Source organism: Mycoplasma sp. 2248, from assembly GCF_034863245.1.
Classification (GTDB): Bacteria; Bacillota_I; Bacilli_A; order Mycoplasmatales; family Metamycoplasmataceae; genus Mycoplasmopsis.
In genome coordinates, this window is record NZ_JAYFFC010000004.1 from 58199 (window position 1) to 80335 (window position 22137).

General features: G+C 29.2%; 11 protein-coding genes. 10 read left to right on the forward strand and 1 reads right to left on the reverse strand.

Annotated elements, in window-relative coordinates; genetic code table 4:
* Positions 1-135: 135 nt before the first annotated feature.
* A complete protein-coding gene (locus tag VBM91_RS01815; RefSeq protein ID WP_323189092.1) occupies positions 136-7959 on the forward strand; it encodes a hypothetical protein in 7824 nt (2607 codons plus the stop codon).
* A 131-nt stretch (positions 7960-8090) separates the two neighbouring features.
* Here the strand turns inward: VBM91_RS01815 and VBM91_RS01820 are convergent, their stop codons facing one another.
* Positions 8091-8921 carry an MAGa7180 family putative nuclease gene (locus tag VBM91_RS01820; protein WP_323189093.1) on the reverse strand — a complete coding sequence of 277 codons (831 nt, stop codon included), beginning with the start codon at positions 8919-8921 and terminating at the stop codon, positions 8091-8093.
* A gap of 332 nt (positions 8922-9253) precedes the next feature.
* Between VBM91_RS01820 and mip the strand changes: the two genes are divergently transcribed.
* From mip to VBM91_RS01865, 9 genes are read left to right on the forward strand one after another with little or no spacing between them, the layout of a single operon-like run.
* On the forward strand, positions 9254-11590 hold the full coding sequence (gene mip / locus VBM91_RS01825) for an Ig-specific serine endopeptidase MIP (protein WP_323189094.1): 2337 nt from the start codon (positions 9254-9256) through the stop codon (positions 11588-11590).
* A gap of 19 nt (positions 11591-11609) precedes the next feature.
* A complete protein-coding gene (locus VBM91_RS01830) occupies positions 11610-13910 on the forward strand; it encodes a putative immunoglobulin-blocking virulence protein (protein ID WP_323189095.1) in 2301 nt (766 codons plus the stop codon).
* A complete protein-coding gene (locus VBM91_RS01835; RefSeq protein WP_323189096.1) occupies positions 13888-15372 on the forward strand; it encodes an MSC_0624 family F1-like ATPase-associated membrane protein in 1485 nt (494 codons plus the stop codon). The genes VBM91_RS01830 and VBM91_RS01835 overlap by 23 nt, the downstream gene beginning before the upstream one ends.
* Positions 15373-15393: 21 nt before the next feature.
* A complete protein-coding gene (locus VBM91_RS01840) occupies positions 15394-15876 on the forward strand; it encodes an MSC_0623 family F1-like ATPase-associated protein (RefSeq protein WP_323189097.1) in 483 nt (160 codons plus the stop codon).
* Entirely contained in the window at positions 15866-16750 is an 885-nt protein-coding gene (locus VBM91_RS01845) for an MSC_0622 family F1-like ATPase gamma subunit (RefSeq protein ID WP_323189098.1), read from the forward strand. The genes VBM91_RS01840 and VBM91_RS01845 overlap by 11 nt, the downstream gene beginning before the upstream one ends.
* Positions 16750-17208 carry an MSC_0621 family F1-like ATPase epsilon subunit gene (locus tag VBM91_RS01850; protein WP_323189099.1) on the forward strand — a complete coding sequence of 153 codons (459 nt, stop codon included), beginning with the start codon at positions 16750-16752 and terminating at the stop codon, positions 17206-17208. The genes VBM91_RS01845 and VBM91_RS01850 overlap by 1 nt, the downstream gene beginning before the upstream one ends.
* Entirely contained in the window at positions 17199-19157 is a 1959-nt protein-coding gene (locus VBM91_RS01855; RefSeq protein WP_323189100.1) for an MSC_0620 family F1-like ATPase-associated subunit, read from the forward strand. The genes VBM91_RS01850 and VBM91_RS01855 overlap by 10 nt, the downstream gene beginning before the upstream one ends.
* Before the next feature lie 9 nt (positions 19158-19166).
* Positions 19167-20714, forward strand: a complete 1548-nt coding sequence (locus VBM91_RS01860) for an MSC_0619 family F1-like ATPase alpha subunit (protein WP_323189101.1) — start codon at positions 19167-19169, stop codon at positions 20712-20714.
* Entirely contained in the window at positions 20714-22072 is a 1359-nt protein-coding gene (locus VBM91_RS01865; RefSeq protein ID WP_323189102.1) for an MSC_0618 family F1-like ATPase beta subunit, read from the forward strand. Before VBM91_RS01860 ends, VBM91_RS01865 begins: the two co-directional genes overlap by 1 nt.
* Positions 22073-22137 lie beyond the last annotated feature (65 nt).

Sequence of the window (22137 nt, forward strand, 5' to 3'; positions counted from 1 at the left end):
ATTAAGGTATTATGCAGATTAATTTGTAATTACATAATCCAAAAGTAAATAATTAAACTATAATTACATTTATAAAGACAAAAAGAAGTTTTGTCTTGTTTAAGCATCAATTTATTTATTAAGAAGAGGTGGTTTATGAACAAAAATAAAAAGTTAATTATTGGTTTAAAATCAGCACTTTTAATCATTATTCCATCGATTGCAATTTCAACAGGTATTGCAGCTAATTTACAAGCCCATGAAAGGACAGGACGTGTTAAATTAACAGAGGAAACAGCGAGAAAAATTAAAAATGCTGAAATAACAATGTTAGATGGTTATTATGATTCACTTATGTTGGATCGTCCGGTTTTAAATCCTAATGGTGATGAAGATGGTGATGGTATTTTAAATAAAGATGAAGTCTACACATTTGTAAAAGATGGTAAGACTTATTTTGGATACAATTCTCACCCATTCTTAAAAGATACAGATGGAGATGGAATTGCTGATAATAATGATGCTCATAAACTTAAATGAGATTTTTCGCCTCGTGATGCTTTAATTTTCAGTAACTTATCTTACCGTAGTAAAGCTTTCTTAGATATTGAGTTTGATGATACAAATCGTGATTTATGAGAAGAAAATAAAGCATATTTTTTAGGTGAAGTTCCAGAAAATAAACGAGATAAGCACGACAAAATTTTTGAAACAGTTCACAAAAATATGGCTCGTTATTGAAAAAGGTTTGAGTCTTGAGATGAAAGTAATGGATACCAAGCGTCTTGATTAATTAACCAATCTGATTTTCCATTCTTAGAAAATGACACTATTAGTGTTTTAGCTATTGCAGGTACTAATGGTGGAAAAGATTACGATGATGATTTAAGTTTATCAATAGGAAGAAAACCAGGTCAAGCTGAGAATGTGTGAATTTCTCTAGCAACAATAAGTCAAAAACCTGTTTCAGAAATTTATTCTACAGGGCACTCATTAGGAGGTCATCTTTCAGAGTATGCACTTATTTGATCAAAAGGAAATGAACAAAATAGAAGTATTGACAATTTTGTTAAAGCATATGGATTCAATTCTCCAAAAATTTCAAGTTCTTATTATGGAGCTATCAGTGAGAGATTAATTAAAGAAGGTTGAGCACAACATTATGGAACAAATAATGATCCATTAAAAACTTTTCCTGGCCACTTCCCAAGAACAATTTATGTTGGAGAAGGTTCTCACTCTGATACTAACTTCTTTGAAGATGAATATGTATCAAAATACTTTACTTCAGGTGATAGAAGTTTATTTAAAGGTATTCCAGCACAACCTATTCTAGATCAATTAATAGTTTCAAAATTCTGATATAACGTTCAATTATTCTCAAATAGAACACCTTCAAATGTATGAGGTCCAAAAAGAATAATGGAACAAAACACTGAACGTTTCTACAAAAGAATTAAGAATATGGTCCCAGAGCACTATCGTTTAGTTGATAGCGCACAAGAAATAGCTTCAAAATTCCCATTAAATAGAGATGCTAACAACAATACAAATATTAATTACCAAATTTCAATTACTCCAATAGACCATACTGTAACTTATGTATTTAAGGATAATACTGGAAGAGAAGTAGATAGAAGAACATTTACGGTCAATGTTGAAAATCAATCATATGAAAAACCTCAAATACCTAATCACCCACTACGTAAGCACTTCACATACAAAATGCAAAATATGTCAGAAGTGCCTTACACAAGTGACTTCTGAGTTGATACAACTTATGAAATCAATTTAGTTCCTGAATTAAGAGATAATACGATCGATAATTTAGAATACTTATCAGATGAACAAAAATCAGCTGCTAAAGATCAAATGCGTGCATCTTCAGATAATGATGAAATTGACAGAATTATGAAGAATGCTCAGAATTTAAACCAACTTATTTACAAATTTAATGAAGCTAAACAATTTAAATACAAACCCGATTTTACAGAAGCTGATAAAGAATTTAAAGATGCATTTACAAATGTATTGGATGAAGTCGAAAACACTTTATCTTCAGAAGAATTTACAAATCCACAAGCAAGTTACGCAGTTTTATTAAATAAATTAGAAAAAAGTAAGAATGAATTAAATGGTTTACATAATTTAGGTCTAGCAAAATCAGATGCAATTGAAAGAATTCATAACTCAGAATACTTACCTGAAGATCAACAACAAAATGCTATTGCTCTTATCGGTCGATGTGAAGAAATAGCTGAAGTTAATAAGATTTTAGAGAACACTCTTCAAGCTGAAGCAGCATACGCTGCATTACAAACTGCTTCAAATAAAATAAAACAAGTTGATTATTTACAAGCTACACCAAGTCTTCAGGATGAATTTATTAAAGCTAAAGATGCTTTAACAGGATTTGATAGAAATATTGATTTTTCAGAACCAATTCCTGGACTTAAAGAATTAACAGATAACTTAGTCACAAAAACAAATGCCCTTGATGGAGTTGATAGATTAACAAAAGCTAAAAATGCTGCCAATGCAGTAATTGCAAATTCAGCTTTATCAAAAGAACAAAAAACAAAAGCTACTAAACTAGTTATAAATTGCACAACACTTGAGTCGGTTGATAGAATCCAAAACAATGTTTCTAAAGTAAATGAAGCCATTAATTTAATTAATAATATGACTTCTGAAAAACAAACACAAAACTACATTGAAGCAGATGATGATTTAAAAACTAAATTCAATACTGCTTTAGATACATTATCAAGTGTTAAAACTTATTCAGATTTTAAAAACTTACCAAATAACTTAAGTGAAAATTCTGAAGCATTAATAAGTGCACAAAGAAATCTAAATGGTGCTTCTAAATTAGTTTTAGCTAAGAATACGACTAAATCTGAAATAGAAAATATGAGTAACTTACTTGCATATTTAGCTAAAAAAGCTAAACAAGAAATTGATAATGCAAAAACTATTGCAAGTGTAAATACATTAAAAGAAAATGCTTCTGTATTAAACACAGCTGTAGCAGTTACTAAGCAAGCAAAAAATGCAAAAGAAACTATCGCTTATAAAGAGGCGACATCATGAAAACAAGATGCACTTATTAAATCATTAAATAACTTTATAAAACCACTTGCTGCATACACAAGTTTTGCTAATAAACTTCCAAATATTGATACTTTAGTATCAAATATGAACGATGCTATTAATTCACTTGATGGAGTAAAAAACTTAAATGATCTTAAGACACAAACAATCACTCAAATTAAGAGTTTACAAAACTTAAATGATCAAGAGAAAAATGGTTTAATTTCTGAAGTTCAAAATCAAAATTCATCAGCAGATGTAAGATCTAAATTTGTTAAAGCTCAAAAACAAGATTTAACAAATAAGGTTGCTTCATTAACTAACTTATCAAACGCACAAAGAAGTTTATTGACTAATGAGATTAATAAAGATGCATTTAATTATCAAAATGTTAGTGCAGTTGTTTTAAATGCTTCTGAATTAAATAATGTAATGCCATCATTGAAACAATCAATCAATCACGCAAATGAAGTTAAACAATCAATTAACTACAGTTATGCAACTGAAGAGATTAAAAATTCTTACAACAGTGCATATGATGAAATAGTCAATGCAATCAATGTAAATAATTTTACAAATCCAATTGCTAACTTAAACTCATTATCAAGTTTCTTATCATCAGAAGAAGCTAGATTAGATGGAGTAGCAAATAAAGAATTATTAGATGCAAAAACATCTGCTAAAGAACAAATTGATAGATTAGAAAAATTATCAAACACACAAAAGCAAGTAGCTAAAAATCAAATTGATGCTAAAGCTACAGTTGCAGATGTTAACTTATTAAAAGACTATGTAACTAAAATTAATGATTCAATTGATAAATTAGATAAAGCAATCGAAGTTAAAGAAACATCAAATTACAAACTTTCTGATATAGATAGACAAAGAGCATTTGATAATGCTATTAGTGCATTAGAAAACTTAAGAACAGTAGATAATTTTAATGATGTTGATTCTTATTTAGATAACAAACTAGGTACATTGACAGATGCAGAAACACAATTAAATGGTGACAGCAAGCTTATTGAAAGAAAAAAACGTGCAATATCATCGATTGATGATTTAGAGAATTTAGCTACAGAACAAAAATTAAAAGCTAAAGAGCAAGTTGAATTAGCTACAGAACCAGATATGGTACAAAAAATTGCAGACAATGCCGAAGATATTGATTTTGTTTTAGGAGCCTTAAAAGTTGCAAATAAATCAATTAGGACAATCAGATATTCATCTGCATCAGAAGGTGCTCAAAAAGAATTTAATGAAGCTAAAAAAGCTGCTGAAGTTTATGAAAATGCAATGGACTTTACAAAAGATTATGTTAATTTAGATTCTATTGGTAATAGATTATCAAATGCTGATAGAGCACTTGATGGAGTAAAAAACTTAGATGATGCTAAAGAATTAGGGAAACAAAAATTAGGTGATTTAATCCATATATCAGATGATCAATTCATTAATGCTTTCAATCAAATTGATCAAGCAGCGACATCAAAACAAGTTGACACTGTTATTACAAATGTAACAAATATTGATAAAGCTATTGAACAATTAAAATTAGCTAAAAAAGCTGAAGATACAATTGAGTTTAGAGAAGCAAGTAAAGAAAAATTAAACAATTTAACCAATGCAGTTGATGCGCTTAAAGGTGCTAAAGATGTTTTAGATTTCAACGCTGTCGCTATTGAAGATATTGACAATAAAATTATCACTCTTAAAAATGCTATTAAACATTTAGATGGAAGAACAAATTTAGATACAGCTAAATCAGATGCTAAATCTAAATTACCTACTTTAACACACTTAAGTGTCAGCCAAGTTACTGCTGCTGAAAGTTTAATTGATTCTGCTACAACAGTTCAAGATGTTGAAGACATTATTGCTAACGTTACAAATGTTGATGCTGCAATTGAACAAGTTGATACATTAAACAAACTTAAAGAAGATTCAAAACCTAAATACACACAAGCAGAAGAAAACTTACAACAAACTGCAAATAATGCACTTACACCATTAGAAGATGCAAAAACATACGAAAACTTCACAAGTCCATATGATGATGTTATTGCAAAGAAAGAAGCGCTTAAAAATGCAATTGATGCACTTGATGGTGACACAAAATTAGCTGATGCTAAAACAAAAGCTAAAGAAACTATTGAAGCATTAAATAAGTTATCAAATGATTCACAAAAAGAAGCTGCTAACAATTTAATTGATTCAGAAGCTATTGGCACAATTGAAAAAGTTAATGCTATTGTTGAATGTGCTAAAGAACTTAACAATGCTTTACAAGCTCTTGAAAATGCAAATGCAGAAGAGTTAAAACCTAACTACACAGAAGCATCAACAACACCTACAGATAAAAAAGCAGAATTTGATGCTGCAAAAGCAAAAATCGATGCAATCAAAGGGACAACTGATTTTAGTCAACCAATTGCAAATATTGTAGAGTACACAAATGCACTTAATAATGCTGTTAGAGATCTTGATGGTCAAGATAGATTAGATGCTGCCAAAGCAGAAACTAAAGCTAAATTAGGTGAATTAATACACTTAAGTCCTGATCAAATTAGAGAAGCAAATAATCAAATAGATGCTGCTACAACAGTTCAAGGAGCAAAAGACATTGTTACAAACGCAACAAATGTTGACACTGCAGTTGCACAAGTTCAAAGATTTAATGATGTTAAATCAAAACCACAATTTACAGAAGCTGATTCAGATAAAAAACAAGCTGCTCAAACAGCGTTTAACAATTTACCAGGTGTGGAAACAATAACAGACTTTACAACAAATCCTATTGCTGACATTGCAGAAAAAACAGAAGTTCTTAATAATGCAATCAACTCACTTGATGGTCAACAAAACTTAGATGTTGCAATAGCTACTGCTAAATCTGCAATTGATGCATTGCCTAACTTATCAGATGATGAGAAAAGAGACGCAAAAACTGAAGTTGAAAAACAAACAACTATTGCTAAAGTTGCTGATAAATTATTAGATGCTCAAAAACAAGATGCATCAAATAAAATAGACTCATTATCAAACTTATCAGATGATGTGCAAAAACCAGCTGCTAAAACTCTAATTAACTCAAAAGCAACTAAAGATGAAATTTATGCAATTGTTGCTAATGCAGAAAAAGTTAACAGTGGTATTGGAACACTTAATGATGAAATTGCGATAAAAGAAGAAATTAAATATAAACAAGCATCAGATGATGTTAAGACAAACTTTGATAATGCTGTAACTGAATTAGATGGATTATCAAGTTACACAGACTTTGAAACTCCATTTGACAAATTAGATACTAAATTACAAGCTGTATCTGAAACTAAAGGTTTATTAAATGGTAAAGATAGATTAACTGATGCAACAACAAAAGCTAAAGAGGCTATTGAGACACTTGAAAATTTAACATCAGTTCAAAAAGACGCTGCTAAAAATGAAGTTGAAGCTAAAACATCAATCGCTGAAGTTGAAGAAAAATTACTTGAATCTCAAAAAGAAGATGCTATAGCTAAAATTAACTCATTACCTAAATTATCAGAAACTCAAAAAGAAAAAGCTATCGCGTTAGTGAACGAAAAATCAGATAAAGCAAGAATTGATAAAGTAGTTTCAAATGCATCAAGCATTGATGCAGCGATTTCTAAAGTCGAATCTGCTAGAGAAGTCGAGTCAGAAATCAAATACACTCAAGCTTCAAACCAAGGTGCATTTGATGATGCAGTTACTACTTTAAACGACTTAACAACAACACTTGACCTTGATGAGCTATATCCTAACTTAGATAACAAGTTAGATACATTAAAATCAACTCACGATGCTCTTGATGGTACTGATAGATTAAAAACAGCTAAAGAAGAAGCGCTTGCTGCTATCAAAGTTGCTTCAAACTTATCAGATACTCAAAAAGACGCTGCAAGAAACGCAGTGAAGAGCTTAAATGAAGTTTCTAAGATTAAAGATATTAAGAATAATGTTAAAGCAATTAACAGTGCACTTGATGTTGTTAAGAATGCTGAAGATGTAAAAAATAAAAGTCAATATACAAAAGCTTCAAAAAGAAAACAAGTTGCATTCACAAATGTACTTGATGTATTGGATGAACTTAAAACTAAAGATGAATTTAATACATCAGTTGAAAGTCTCAATGAGAAATTAGATGCATTAAGAGATGCTCTTAATAATCTAGATGGTGATGTAAGATTATCAGAAGCAAAAGCTAAAGCTAATTATGGTATAGATAACTTAACTAACTTGACAGATGAACAAAAAACAAAAGCTAAAGAATTAGTAAATTCACAAGCATCAGTTGATACTATTGAAAACATTCTGACAAATGCAACAGATGTTAATAATGCATTAGAAGTGTTAAATGAGGTACAAAAAGTCAAATCAACACCTAACTATAGCGAAGCTGATGCACCTAAAAAATCAGCATTAGATAATGCATTAGTAAAATCAACTGAATTAAGTAATAAATTAGACTTTAACAATAGTGCGCAAGACTTAAATGAAAAAGTTAATGCCGTTGTTGAAGCTACAAAATCATTAAATGGTGATTCTAATTTAGCTACATCTAAAACAGATGTAAATGCAGAAATTAATAAGTTAAACAACTTATCAAATGAGCAAAAACAACAATTTATTTCTGAAGCTAATGGACAAGTAACTGTTCAAAAAGTTAAAGAAGTATTAGAAAAAGCTCAAAAATTAAATGAATCATTAAAACCTGTTGATAATAAACCTGAAGAACCTACAAAAGTTGAAGAAGGTAAAAAACAAGGTGCTCCTGGTTGAATTTATGGAGTTATAGTTCCATCAATTGTTGGAATTGCTACAGGTTTAGGATTCTTATTCAAGAGAATTTTTAGAAGAAAATAGAAATTTATAAACATTAAACTTACATTTTAAACGGTGTAAGTTTTTTGTTTTTTCTTTTATTCAAAAATACTAAAACACATAGCACAAACGAGTAAAAAAAATATTAACCATTACTGGTTAATAAATTTTTGCTAAGCTTTTACATTGAAATCAGCTTTACCTTCTTGTTTTCATTTGTTTAAAAGTTTCTCTCATTCTTCAAATGATTCACATTGTAAGTATTCAAGTTGATCTTTGTTAATTAAAGGGTCAAATTTAGGGGATTTGTTTGTATTTGTGTAATGATAGTATCATTGTTTAACTTTCTTAATATCATCTTCAACATCTGCCCTATTAACAGGGAAAGTGTAAGATTTCATTCTTCTTTGATTAATATCCACATTTTCAGGGTTTAAATAATCTCCTAGGTCATCTCTTAAGAATAAAGCGATAATTGAGTAATGATTAGCTCCTTTTAAATACGAATAAAGTTGTGCTTGTTTTCTATACGAAGGGTCAACGTCTTTGTCGCCTCAAAGTTCATATTTCTTATCTTGTGCTGTTTTGATTTCAAGAATCATATTTGTCGAAGGGATGTATCCATCAGGAACTCCCATAATAACATCATCCTTGTCTTTGAAATAGTTATATTCATAATCAGTAGCAACAAAGTTTTCAATCACTACATTAGGGTGCATCTTTCTTAAGAAATCAAATATTTTAGGTTCTAAAATAGTCCCTGCATTAATGTATTTTTGTGATAACACAGGTAATTTTAAGTGTGCAATGTGACAAAATGCATTAAATTCATTTTTGAATGCATCCTTAATTAAAATCTCAGAAACGGTGCTTCCTCCGATTTTTTTGTATTTTAAAAACTTATTATCAGATTTAAGTTGCTCAATCATATGATCTTTTAAAACAATCACACTATTTTCTCAATCAATCTCATAATCTCTCTTGTTGTAATATTGTCTAGCCATATTCTTATTTTAAATTATTTTTTACTTAAAAATCAGGTTATTTTATAAGTTATTTTATGAATTTTTATTTTTAATAAAACAAGTCAAAATTAGCCTCAAAAATACACTTTAAATTCATAAATGAATTTCATATATATGTTATTATTAAGTTATAAATTATAAATACCTGAATAATTTACATAAAAATAATTAATTTATTGACCAATTAATTTTCAGGGTGCTATAATATTAATGTTAGCATCAATATATATATATATATTGGTTATATATTTATTTTTGGATTTAAAACTAGTTTTAACTTCAAGTGAAGCTAAACAAAAATGGAGTAAATTATGAAAAAAAATAAACTTAAATTAATGTTGCTTGCAACATTTGGATCAATTGTTTCAATTTCATCTTTAGGTATTTCTTGTGGACAAACAAAACCAAAACCTGAAAATCCGGCAAATCCTAAAAATGACGATCCTCAAAACCCTAAAGATAATGGTGGTAAAGAGGGTGATAAAGTTATTGTGGAACCTGAAATTCCTACAAGACCTACAAATCCAGGTGTTGGATTAAATATTCCAGGTATGCCTGAACTTTACAAAACAGATCCTGCAGCATATAAAAAACTTCCAGAGTCAGAGAAAAATGTTCTTGATTTACAAGGATATGTAAAAGCTCTTAAAGATTACCGTGGTGATTATTCATCAAAATTAGCTGATAACTTAAGATTAACACCAGAGCAAATTGAGGCATATGACCGAAAAGCTAAAGCAGAAGGTCAACCTACATTTGAAAGTGCTGTTGTTAGAAACTTCTCTGTCGTAAACTCTGATGGAACTTTATCATTAAACCCATTAAGAGATGACACAAAAGCAGCTTACTGAGATTCAGTTCCTTTAAATAGAGGGTTGCCTAGATATTTAGCTAATGAAATGTACAAGAAAACTGCTCTTCAATCTTATGCTATTAAGCTTATGAACACTAACTCCTTAATAGATCAGCACAGAATGTACAATGGTTCTGCGTGAATTTTAGATTACAAACTTGACGAAAATGGATATCCAACAAAATGATATATCGCAACAAATATTCACGTTATTCAAGCATTTGCTGCATCAACTGCAAATGCGTCAAGTCAATCAAGATTCAAACACATTAATGATTTACAAGTTGAAGCTGATAACTACAATAAATACACAAAAATAGTTGAAGATGCTGATGCAGAATACCACAAATTGACAGAAGAAGTTAGTGCAAGAATTAAAGCTAAAGATGATGAAATTAAGTCATATGAAGACAAAAAATATGAAGCTTTATATGCAGGTAATCAAGCAGAAGCTGATAGATACGAAAAACAAGCTCTAGCAGTTAAAGAAAATGACTTACCACCTTTATATGCAGAAGTGCAAAGAATTCAAGCTGAACAATGAAATCCAAAATGATTAGCAAAATATACTGAAGCTAAAAACTGACTTAAACAAGGTGTAATTGGTGAAACTGTAGGTATCCAATTATTACACTTTAATGATGAAACTCCAATTGACCAATGATTAAAAGCTAATGAACTTCAACCAACAGTTGATATATTTAGTTTCAAACCATCACAAGTTAAACTAGTTTACGCCGGTCTTGACTTCTTAAGAACTAGTCCAAGAGATTATGTAGATCCAAATTCACCATTATCACAATTAGAAGAAGCAGCAGACTTTGCTGTTCTCGAATTTGATTTTAGCAATTCAGATAATACATATGAATACAACTCAATTAATGGAGATCCACAAAACACATTTGGTGAACCAAAATCAGTTAGTTCAGCTGCTGAATTAGCTAGATTAGCTACAAGTAATTTTGCAAACTGAAATGAAAATGAAAAATTCAAGTTTGCTACAAAGAGTTTAAAAGCTACATATCAAGAAGATGAACAAACAATGATACCTAATGTCAGATTAACAAACGATAAAACTGCAAATATCCCAAAATCAAAAATCAACTTAATTTCAGTAGCCTTCCCAAATGCTAAAACTGACCACTTATTTAACCGTAAGGTGTTAGAAAGATCTGAAGTTGCAATTATTGATTCAGGATTTAGTCAAAGTATTTGAACTAATAAACCTGTTTATGTCGCAGAAGGTCAACAAGTTGATAAAAAAGTATTCACAAAAGAATACGGAAGTGGATGAAACAAATCACTAAGCGTGAGAAACTTTATCGATATGCCTGGTGTATTTGATATTACAATCGTTTCTCCATTAATTAATTCAAGCAAAAACGAAGGTTACAAATTCGGTGTAATTAGAGATTCTGCTTCAACTTACACAGGAGATAGATACTTAAACTACGGATTAGGTTACTCATTAGGTGCTTGACAGCCTTTATCTGGTGCATCAGGTTCATCAGTTAGAACAATTGATAATGAAATTGTTGGAATTAACTATGCAACAGCTGATTCAACAGGTGTGTCATTAACTGCTTTAACTCAAGCATTCAGATCAGAAGGTGAATCTTACAATGGTTTCTATGGTAAATACAAATTAGAACAATATGACTTAATTTACGGTGGAGGAGAAAATCAAAGATCATCATACCGTGAAGCATTACAAGAGTTATATCCAAATATTCAAACTTACTTATTCAAACAAGGAGCAAATTTAATTCCTGAAGAATACAAATTCAACAAATAATTAAAGAAAGGTATTAATTATGATTAAAGCTAAAAGAAAAAAAATAATAATCAATATTGGTGCCGTTTCTGCACTAGCTGTTGTAGGTGTTGTTGCAGCTAAAACAATTAGTGATAATGCTAAACCAAAAACAAAAGACTTAGGAGTTATTACTCAGTCACGTGGAATCGCTACAGTCATCAATGAAAACGATGTTTTATATAGCGACAGAAATTCTTCAAACAAAGATAATAACTTAAAAATTAAAGTCAAAATCGAACCAGAACAACCAACTGTTGAAAATCCAAAACCAGTACAACCAGAACCAACAAAACCTGTTACTGAACCAGAACAACCAGAACAACCTGTTAATCCAGAGCCAGATCCAGTAGAACCTGTACCTGACCCTGAACCAGCAAACCCAGATCCGGTAGAACCTGAGCCTACTGATCCTGCTCCTGCGCCTGATCCAGAACCTGTGACCCCAACACCTGGATCTGATCCACAACCTGAGCCAGATCCTGCTCCAACACCAGAGCAACCAAAAGAACCAGAACCAGAAGATCCGGATAAAGCAGAAGATAGTGTTTATACAGAACAACCTAAAACCACAGAACCAGAACCTGAGCAACCTACAGAGCCTATTATTGAACAACCAATTATAGTGACTCCTCCAGAACCAGAACCAGAACCTGAACCAGATCCATCTACAGAACCTTCAAAAGCAATCGAAGGTTACGCTAACCCAGAAGCTGCAAAAGATTTAGATTTTGCAACAATGAAACCTAAGCCTATTGACAAAGTTACAAAAGTCAAAGAGGAAATGAAAAGAGAAATTAGAGAAAATCTTTCTGTTATTAACAGCATATTTAATAAAAATCCAAATGATTTAACAGAAGCTGATAAAGAGCTTTTAAACAAGAGTATCATTAAGATTGCTAATAACAATCCTCAAATTAATTATCCAGAGAATGCAGATTTCTCATATCTTTTTAAATTACTTAAAGATCCTCAACAAGCATACGCATTTAAGATAACACTTGAAACTATAAATAGAGAACTTGAAAATTACCTTAACAAAGGTATGGTTCCAAGTTTCCATTGAGGTGATACAGGATTTGGTAGTTTTGCACATGTTAACTTAGAAGATAATGTTGTTCGTAATGAATACATAGCAAGACATAAAAATTCATATTTTGCTTACGAATCACAATATCACAGAAATTCAAAACAAATTAGAAACTTTGAATATGATGGGTTCTCTAAACAAAATAAAACTTCTGAATATTCAAGATATGGAGCAGGCGCTGATAAAGGAATTGAAATTTATGAATACAAACCAGAAAGTGCTATTGCAAAAGAAAAAGTCAAAACAAACAAAGTTATGGCAATTCTTGATGCAGCTAACACTAAAGGTTACAATTCATTCTTAAGCTTTTTAGATAAAGTTAAAAAAGCTAACAAACAAATTGATGTACTTGTAATCAAAAATATGGGTCTTAAAGACAAACGTCAAGAATTTAGACACATTTTAAAACAACTTCCTGAATCAATTCAAAAATTAACTTTATTCTTTGAAGGTAAAGATACAACTTCACTTATTGCACTTAAAGATAAGAGAATCCAAGAATTAGACCTTTATAGTTCAAATGACTTATTAAGTAAAGATTGAGGAATTGACCCTATTGCATTACGTGGTGTAAAAAATATTACATTTGACTACACATTCGCAGCTATGCAAGATAATACAAATATGCCAGGTTCAATTGTATTTAACAGACTTAGATTTGATAAAGATGATACATTAGAAGAAATCAACGAAGGTCTTGATATTGCATTCAAAGATAGATACAACGAAAGAATTTTCCAAGGAGAATTCGGAGATGGTTCTTGACCTACTTGACTTGATTTCTCATTAAACAAAAACATCAGAAGTCTTGAAGGAATGCGTTTCCACAATAGAGTATTTAAAAACTTAACTCTTTACAATAACACAAATACATTCACAGTTAACGCTGACACGTTAGCGGCTCAACAATGATCTGCAATGCTTATCAAAGGACCTGAAAGACCTAAATTACATTTTGTTAGTCCTGTAGAAGTTAACACATTATACATTCAAGGTAATGCACGTGACTTAGATGATAACTGAGGTCCAGAATTATACGGATTAATTGAATCAGGTAAAAATGTATTTAGAACAATTTACGTAGATAACCAAACAATGGCTGACAGATTAAATCGCTCACAAGCATTTACTAAATTTGGTAAAACAGCAGTAGTTAAATCAGCTAACTTTGATCCAAGTGGAGGTGGCGATGCAGAAATCTCATTCAGTTAATAGTAAAACCAATTTATTACAGTTGAACTGAAGTAAAGAAAATGTTCTTAAATTAATTTCACTTGTACTTTCGTTCTTGTTAATAAGCTCAATTGGAATTGTTTTCAATTACTTTATTAACAAAGGCGATCAAACAGGAATTGATTATTCAATTCTGTTTGATAGAAGTTTCAAAATAAACTCAAGTATTAACTTCTTTGTTTTATTCAATTTAACTTTATTATCGTTGCTGATTATTATCGCTATGACTAAGAGTTATTTTGTCATAAACAAAAATAACTTGAAGTTTTCAAGTTACATCTACTGATATGTTGCATACATTACTTATGCACTTATTACATTTGGATTTTATACTTTTACTTTTATAACTACTACAAAAGATACTTCTGCAAAATGATTAATTTATAACTCATTTTTACTTATACCACTTTTAGTTATTGATTTAACTTTTGATGTATACACACAAGTTCAAAAATCAAGAAGTTTTTCAATTAACATCAAGAAATTAGTTTTAGATTGAAGCTATACTATAATCAAATACGTTTTACTCGGAATTGGATTAACAATGCTTGTTTTAATGGTTAATAACGTTCAAGTTTCAAAATCAAAAGATGGAAGCATTGAAACACAAAGAATTGTTGGTATTTTTGTGAACAACGTTTACATTAATAAACTAACTAGAATTTTCAGTGAAAACGCAGTTTACAAAAACTTATCTATTTTTGGATTAGTTTTTGCACTTATCTTACTTGTAAGTTTAAAAGTTTACTCAAACATCTCAAACTTATCAAGTGTAGTTTACAGAAATAGTTTATTTGCATCACTTACAAAATTAATTCTTGCATTTATCTTGCCTGCAATGTTCTTTGCGATTTACACACTTGCAAAATACGCTTACAAACCAATCGATATTAGTGAAGATACAACCACAAAAGTTACTTTATTTGCTGTGTTTATTTCATTAGTTGCAATCTTAAATGGACTTGTAATTACAAGTAGATTTACAAAATTCAAAAATCAATTATTAACAAACAAAACAGCATTTGTAATTTTAGAATTAGTTTCATTATTTGTTTTATTAGTTGCAAATACTCAATTAAACTACTTTCACAGATTAATTATCAACTTATTATTCTTTGTTTTATTTGTAATTAACTTTGGATTAGTTAAATACAATAAAGCTAACAAATTAAATAATTTAGAAAATGCAATGCTTTTAGCTATGTTAGTTTCTCTAACAATTTCATTAGTATTTAGTATTTTCTTACACGCTACATTAAGCAATGATAACTGAGCAATGTTAGTGCTAACAAAGAATTGAGATATATTGACAATTTTTGCACTAGTCACAATTATGCTTTATATTCTATTTGCACTTTCATCTATAGCATATACTGGATTTATCAAGATATTTGCTTTGTTTTATGAAAAAAGAAAACACTTTACAAAGAGAGGTAAATAATTTATGTTTAAGAAAAATAAAATGAAAAATAAAGAGCTTTTAGCATACTTAGAAAAAGCAAAAGTTTATCAATCAAAATTATTTGCTGACTTTGAAAGATTTAAAAGCAAACCGACTTATGTTTCAAATGAAAGTTTCTGAAATTCATTTTTAATTGAATACAACTTAACTGAAAAAGATTTAAAACCTTTGACAGATAGTATTCAAAAATGAATTAGCAGAAAAAATAATCTTTTATTAGATAAATTTGTTATCACCTGAACTATTGATTCAAAATTTAGTTTATATGATCAAATTCCTAAAACTGAACAAAAACAAAATGTTTCTGTATCAGATACAATACTTAGAAGCTCTGTTTCACAATTGAACTCAGACTTTAATGAATACATAAATAAACTAATTGAAGAGAATTACATTATCGAATTTATACCAAGTGTTCTTTTATTAAAAGAAAACAATGTTTATAAATTATTTATAGATGCTGGAATTATTAATGAACAGTAAAACTATTGAATCAAAATACAATTCTCTTAAAAAGATTTATAAAATCGTTGAATCAAAGAAAAATATTACTTTAATTAACTTACTTAGACTATCTAAACAAATTGGTTACTGTTTAGATAGAGCTAACTATTCAAAATTCATAATTGAGCAAATTACTGATAAATATTCAATCAATGATTTTGCTCTTAATAAAAAAAGTGACTTGCTTACTTTGGGTGGATTAAAAACACTTTGAATTTACATTACAGAAGAAGAAAAATATAGTACTAACTCATATCAAAAACACGAAAAATACTTGCTCCAAGCTATCAACAAATCTAACGATAGCATTATTGCTATCGGTCAAAAAGCAATTAAGTTTGCTAGTGACAACGGATTTAATATCTTATTTAGCTTTGAGAAAAATGAAGTTGATTACTTAAATGAACTACTTCCAAAAATCATTATTAACAACTTCAAAATTAATGATTATGCAAACTTAAACTTTGTAATTAACTCAACAAAGATTAAAGAAAAACATATTCAACTTCTTCCTGTAAATATGAATAATTTCACACTTAAACACCATCAACACGGTCAATTATTTAACTCAAATATCAACACTCATAAAATCTCACAAGATTTAAATGAGTTCATCGATTCAGAAACTGAGTCTTACTTAAATTTTGCTATTTCTTCACTTTTAACTGAGTCAGCTTTAATTTATGAAAAATATAAGTTAGTTGCTCAAAATAGTACTCTTAATGATTTAGAAGAAAAAATTAAATTCCAAAAAAGACAATTCTTAAAAGTTAAAAGAGAAAAAGAAATTGAACAAATCTCAATGCTTAGCAAGAAAAAAGACTTATTACACGAAATCAGAAAGGGGAACTAATGATTGATTTAACTTTAGTATCAGCTAAAAATATTAAAAGACATCTTAAGATTTCTGAATTAAAAATCAATCATCAGTTAAAAGATAGTTGACAAAAGGTTGAGAAAAACACAATCTCAAGTTACAAAAAAGTTTTATGTTCACTTAAAACAAATTCAAAAGAATACTTTTTAATATTTGACTCATTATTTGTCCAAAGCAATGAAAATCAAATTGTCCTTTTCTACAATAATTCATTTGATACTTTTACCCAAGATGACAAAAATAAAACCCAATTACATTCATTAAATAAAAAATACAAAGAAATTAAAAGAGAACTGCTAAAAACAAAATTTGCTTTATATGCTTCTAATGACATTGATTTAATTAATAGATTAGAAAAACTAAAAAGAAAAGCATTCAAGCTTAAAGCTCAAATTTACTTTTCATTATTTGAAAACGAGGATTTATGAAAATAAGAAGATGACTTAAATTAGGTGCTATTTCTTCTTCATTAGTATTACCGCTTTCGGTTATTTCAGCAACTACAAATGAAAACGAAACAGCAAGTGATACAACTGGATCAGAAAAAGAACCTGTTGCTAATTTTCCTGAAACAAAGGAAATGCAAAAAAACATTTTCAATGAAAAATTACCATTAGTCCTTGAAGAGTTTATTAAAAAGCTTGAATTAGAAGTGGCAGATTATGAAAAGCAAAATTTAGCAGAACCAAATATTGAACATTTAAAAAGAATTACTTACTATAAAAAGTTTGTAAATTATTTAAAGGCTCAAAAAGATCAAATAGTTTCAAATCCAATTGAAAATGGATTTAACATCATTTTCCCTAATTTACTTACAAATGAAACTTACAAATTAGGAGACATTACTTACTTTAAAAATGATTTTGGACCAGTTATGATTGGCGAAGCTACACCAGATAACTACGAAAAAGTAAGTGCTATAGACACAGAAGGAAAAGTTGCCATTCCTGAAGAAGCAGAAGTAATTAATAATCAACTTACTCAAAGTGCGATTTTAAATCAAACAAATAGCTATATTGAATCACTATCTTCATCTTGAAGAGATATTCTTTTAGAAAAAGAAGACTTTCCTAAATATGCAAAAGATGAAGAAGTTTTCAAGGTCTTAGATGACAATGCAAAATTAGATTTAAATGTACCTAAAGGTTTTGAAACTTGGGATGCTTATTTCTTATCAGTTCTTAATAAGAGAACGATGAAATTTGACATTGAGAAAAACCAAGAATTCAATGAAGTTGAAGAATCAACTCTTCCAATCTTACCTGAAGAAAAAATTGAAGAAGACCCAATTGTAGTTTCAGTTGCTGAAGAAAACGTTCCTAGACTTTCTCCAATACTTACAGGCGACTACATCAAAGCTTCAAATGCAGAATTAATTAGTTTAGTAAATTCACAAAATGCTAAATTTAATAATGAAGCAGTTTTCTTCTTTAATCCATTATTAAAATTACTTAAATACAACGTTACAGGTTTAAGAGAAGGAGATGGTAAGTTAGTAGCAACAATTACTTTAACAAATACATCAGATGAGAAACAAACATCTTATGAACGTGAAGTGACTAGATATTCAGATGCACAATATGCTCAATCAATGCAAGTTGTAAGTGATGCGATTGAATCTTCGATGTTAGGTTACTATGATGCACTTGGAATTACCAAAGATTTAGTTTTTGAAAAACTTGGAAATAGAAAACTTCAAGAAATTGTCTTTGACCAAATCTTTGTTGCAGTAAAAATTATTAACAATCAACAATTCTCAAACATCATAAATGATGCAGTTGAATACTACAAGGATGTAACTTTTAAAAATGATAAAGGTGATTTAATCAACTTATCATTATCAGAAGACTCAAAAGATGCATTCACTAATTCTATTCACGCACAAACAATTAAAGGAAGAACTTACTTTAATTTATTAACAAGTGCATATAAAGACTTATATAGCGAGTTTTCAAAACAAATTTCAGTACCTGAAATTAAATCAGTTATTGAAGCTAACTTAAATTCTTTTAATTTCACATTTAGCGATGTTAATGAAGCGTTATCAAGTTTAAGAGACTTAATTTTAGACTTAGACAGAATTGAACAAGTAAGCACATTTAAAAATCAACAATTTCAAACTTTCAATGTAAAGTTAGAACAAGTTCAAAAACAATTCATTAATTTAGGTATCGTAACTCAAAATAAAAACATCACTAATGAAAGTGAAAACATCAGAGCACAATACCAAAAAGCTTACAATGAATTGATTCTTAAAGAAAATTTACAATCAACAAAAAACACAAACATTGTTTTAATTACAATCGGTACACTTATTACACTTTTATTAATTGGAACAATAATCATTAGCAGTTTAAACAAAAAGAAAGCTAATTTAAAGTAAAGGAAGAATATGGAAAATAAATTATACATATCAGCCATTTATGACTATGTTGTTGAAATAAGTGGCCAAACAAATTACAAACAAAATGAAATTTACCATTTAAAAGATAACAAAGATGCTTTATTGATGGTAATTTCAGCAACAGAAGATCGTGCTTTTTGTTTAATTAAACAAAATCCTGAAGAATATAAAATTGGTGCAGAAGTAATTAGAGCTAAAGTCGATACAAAAGTTAAAACTGCAAAAAACTACTTCGGAAAAATCATTGACATTAACGGTGACATTTTATTCCCTGAAGTTACTAAAGAAAAATTTGAATTCTATGAGCAATCTTCAGAAATCTTTAACGTTAATAACAACTTAATGTCTTATATGCCTCTTGATGAGCAATTAAAAACAGGTTACTCAGTAATTGACTTGCTTATTCCTGTTGGAAAAGGACAAAGAGAACTTATTATTGGTGATAGAAAAACTGGTAAAACATTTATTGCTTTAAACACAATCATTAACCAAAAAGACAAAAATGTTAAATGTATTTATGTTGCAATTGGACAAAAACAAAGCGAAATTGCAAATGTTCACAATTTACTTAAAGAACATGGTGCTGATGAATACACAATCATCTTAACTGCAAACAGTGATAAACCATATGAACAATATTTAGCTCCATATATTGCTATGGCTCACGCTGAAAATGTTTCTTATGGAGATGATGTTTTAATTGTGTTTGATGACTTAACAAAACATGCAAGCATTTTCAGAGAAATTGCTTTATTAATCAACAAACCAGTTGGTAAAGAAGCATTCCCTGGTGATATGTTCTATGCACACGCTAGATTACTTGAAAGAAGCGGTAAATTCCACAATAGAAAATCAATTACTGCTCTTCCAATTATTCAAACAGTTGATAACGACATTACATCTTTAATTGCATCAAACGTTATTTCAATTACAGATGGTCAAATTGTTACAAACTCAGAATTATTTGCACTTAACAAATATCCAGCTATCGATGTTAACTTATCAGTTTCACGTATTGGTAGTGGAGTTCAAAACAAATTAATGAACCAAAGTGCAAAAATTGTTGGTAAGTTATATAAATCATTCAAAAAACAAGCTAAACTACTTGCTGTTAAATACGACCTTAATGATGACATTAATTCACTTATGTTAGGAGGAATCCAAATTGAAAAAATGTTTAATCAAAAAGGTGTTTCATCATACGATGAAAAAGACATTTACTTAATTTCACGTATCATTCAATGAAACTTATTAAATAACTTATCTGATTTGCAAATTAATCAAGCAATCAAATTCATTATTGAATACGAAAAATCTAATGCAACTTGCAAGAAAGTTGTCGAAGATTTAATTAATGATACAACTAAAGATCCTGAATTAGTTAAAAACTACTTCGCATTCTTACTTAACAAATATTCAAATAAATTCAATCTACAATGACAATTACCTGCTGCTAAAGAATTCTTAACTACTGATGAAAAACTAATAGAACGAATTCACAACAAAATTAAAAATGAATTAAAAGGAAGTAAATAATGAGTGCTAAAATAACAAAATTATGAAGCGACGTAATTGAAATTCAATTCAAAAACGAAAAGTTACCAGCTATTAATTCACTTCTTAAAAGTGACAATGGTTCATATTTATTAGTTAAAAGAATTCTTAATGAAAATACTTTATTAGCAGTTATTGTAGACTTAAAAGATAACTTATCAATCAATGATAAGATTGAAAAATTAAACCATTCATTTATGGTTCCTGTCGGAAATGAAGCAAAAGGAAACATTTACGATGTGCTTGGAAATAACTTAAGCTCACCTCAAACAAAAGTTACAAAAACAGTTGAAATGGATTCAACAATTGTAACAAACACAAACTATGAAAAAAGAGCTCAACTTTTAACAACAGGTATTAAAGTTATTGACTTTTTCGTTCCTATTTTAGATGGAGATAAAATTGGTATCTTTGGAGGGGCTGGAGTTGGTAAAACTGTTTTAATGAAAGAAATTATTTTCAACCTTTCAAAACAAAAAACTAACACATCAGCTATCTTCATTGGTTCTGGAGAACGTTCAAGAGAAGCTATTGAGTTATATAATGATTTAACTGAATCTAACTTAATGCAAAACTCAACAATGTACATTTCAAGAATGAACGAAAACCCAGGTTCAAGAATGAGCATTGTACCAGTTGGAATTACAGCTGCTGAATACTTAAGAGACAACAATAAAGAAAACGTTTTATTATTCATTGACAACATTTTCCGTTTCTTACAAGCAGGAAATGAAGTTGCTGCATCACTTGATAAAAAACCATCTATTGGTGGATATCAAGCAACTTTAAATACTGAAATTTCACAAGCTGAAGAAAGACTTTACACAAATGAAAATGGTTCAATCACATCATTCCAAACAGTTTTCTTACCAATGGATGATTTATCTGACCCATCAGCTGTTGCTGTATTTAACCACTTAAACTCATCACTTGTGCTTTCACGTGAAATTAGTGCTAAAAACATTTTCCCTGCTTTTGATCCGTTAGTTTCTTCATCAAACAATGTAAATCCTGAAATTATTGGTTCAAAACACTATCAAGCTATTTTAGACACAAAATACATCTTACAAAGATATAAAGAAATTGAAGATGTTATGCTTATTTTAGGATTTGATGAGCTAGATGACGAATCAAAAACAATCGTTAAAAAAGCATTACAGTTACAAAACTTCTTCTCACAAAACTTCTTTATGACTGAACATTTCACATTAAGAAAAGGGGTTTTTGTGCCTTTGGATCAAACTGTAGATTCAGTTGTTAGAATTATTAATGGTGAATTTATTGATGTAAATCCAGAAAAATTTGCTTACATCGGTTCAGTAAATGAACTTAAAAAATAATCAAATTTGCCCTGAGTTTCCAAGTTGGAAGCTCATTTTTTATAATTTTTAAACTCTACTTATAT